The sequence below is a fragment of the Haemophilus sp. HMSC71H05 genome (genome assembly GCF_001838635.1).
GTDB classification, from domain to species: Bacteria; Pseudomonadota; Gammaproteobacteria; order Enterobacterales; family Pasteurellaceae; genus Haemophilus_D; species Haemophilus_D parainfluenzae_R.
This window is the reverse complement of record NZ_KV838022.1, coordinates 1-1,429: the sequence shown is the minus strand read 5'-3', so window position 1 is coordinate 1,429 and position 1,429 is coordinate 1. Positions and strand designations below refer to the sequence as shown.

The window sequence follows — 1,429 nt, the reverse complement described above, 5'->3', positions numbered from 1 at the left end:
GGAATAAAACGCGCAACAGCATCAATTAATGTCATTGCCGGCAACTCCCCACCGGTCAGAACGTAATCGCCGATTGACCATTCTTCATCGATTTCAGTTTGAATCAATCGCTCATCAATACCTTCGTAACGTCCACATACTAAAATCAATTTCTGATTTTGAGCAAGCTCGGTTACGCCACCTTGATCGAGTTTACGTCCTTGTGGCGAAAGGTAAATCACCTTTGCGCCTTCTCCTGCAGCTGCTCTCGCAGCATGAATCGCATCCCGTAAAGGTTGCACCATCATCAGCATTCCTGGACCACCACCATAAGGACGGTCATCCACGGTTTTATGCTTGTCGAATGTAAAATCTCTTGGATTCCAACATTCCACTTGCAGAAGATTATGTTTTACGGCTCTACCTGTAACCCCAAATTCCGTAATCGCTTTAAACATTTCGGGGAATAATGAAATCACCCCTATCCACATAAAAAGCCTACTACATTACGTTTGTGCATACTTGAGATTAGAAACCAGCGTCCCAATCCACTTCAATTGTTTTCGTGGTGAGATCGACTCTTTTAACTACTTGTTCATACAAAAACGGAATTAACCGCTCTTGTTTCCCAAAAGCATCTTTGGTATTGGCTTTAACCACTAACACATCATTAGAACCGGTTTCCATCATCTCTGTTACAGTTCCCATTGTATAACCTTCTAGGTTGACGACTGAACAACCGATTAAATCGTGCCAGTAATAATCCCCTTCTTCCAGTTCTGGGAAAACAGATAAATCCACACCAATTTCAACATTCGCTAAAGTTTGTGCGGCTTCACGATCATCAACGCCTTTTAATTTAACGATGATTTCGTGATTATGATGGCGCCAATTTTCTAATTCTGTTGGATGCCATTCACCTTTGATTTTTAAAAACCAAGGTTGATAATCAAAAATGCTTTCAGCTTGTTCTGTTGATGAATAAATACGTAACCACCCACGGATACCGTAGGTTGAGCCTAATTTGCCCACAACTTCAATGCGTTGTTGTTCCATATTTTTCACCTATTTTAGTTTAAGAACTAAATCAAAAAGCGAGATTATGCTTTTTGAGCTTCTTTTACCAAAGTTGCAACACGATCTGAAAGTGATGCACCTTGAGCAACCCAGTGGTTTACACGCTCAAGATCAACACGAAGACGCTCTGCGTTACCTTGTGCGATTGGGTTGAAGAAACCTACACGCTCAATGAAACGACCGTCACGTGGTGAACGACTGTCAGCTACTACGATTTGATAAAATGGGCGTTTTTTAGCTCCGCCACGAGATAAACGAATGGTTACCATAACCTTCCTCTAAATGTTTAATTACTAAAAGAATATTCTTAAACTCGAAAGCGATTTAAGAATATAGCTTACTTTTTTCTCTGTATATATAGACAAAAAGCCTG

General features: G+C 40.6%; 3 protein-coding genes. All 3 read right to left on the bottom strand.

What is annotated here, in order from left to right:
* On the bottom strand, positions 1 to 470 hold a 470-nt coding region (gene trmD, locus HMPREF3279_RS00700), incomplete at its 3' end, for a tRNA (guanosine(37)-N1)-methyltransferase TrmD (protein ID WP_070867749.1).
* A gap of 37 nt (positions 471 to 507) precedes the next feature.
* The gene (gene rimM, locus HMPREF3279_RS00695; protein WP_070867748.1) at positions 508 to 1,035 is read right to left on the bottom strand and encodes a ribosome maturation factor RimM; all 528 of its coding nucleotides are present in this window, start codon (positions 1,033 to 1,035) and stop codon (positions 508 to 510) included.
* 44 nt (positions 1,036 to 1,079) lie between these two features.
* Positions 1,080 to 1,325 (bottom strand): 30S ribosomal protein S16, encoded by a 246-nt coding sequence (gene rpsP, locus HMPREF3279_RS00690; RefSeq protein WP_005697005.1) that lies wholly within the window; start codon positions 1,323 to 1,325, stop codon positions 1,080 to 1,082.
* Positions 1,326 to 1,429: the final 104 nt, after the last annotated feature.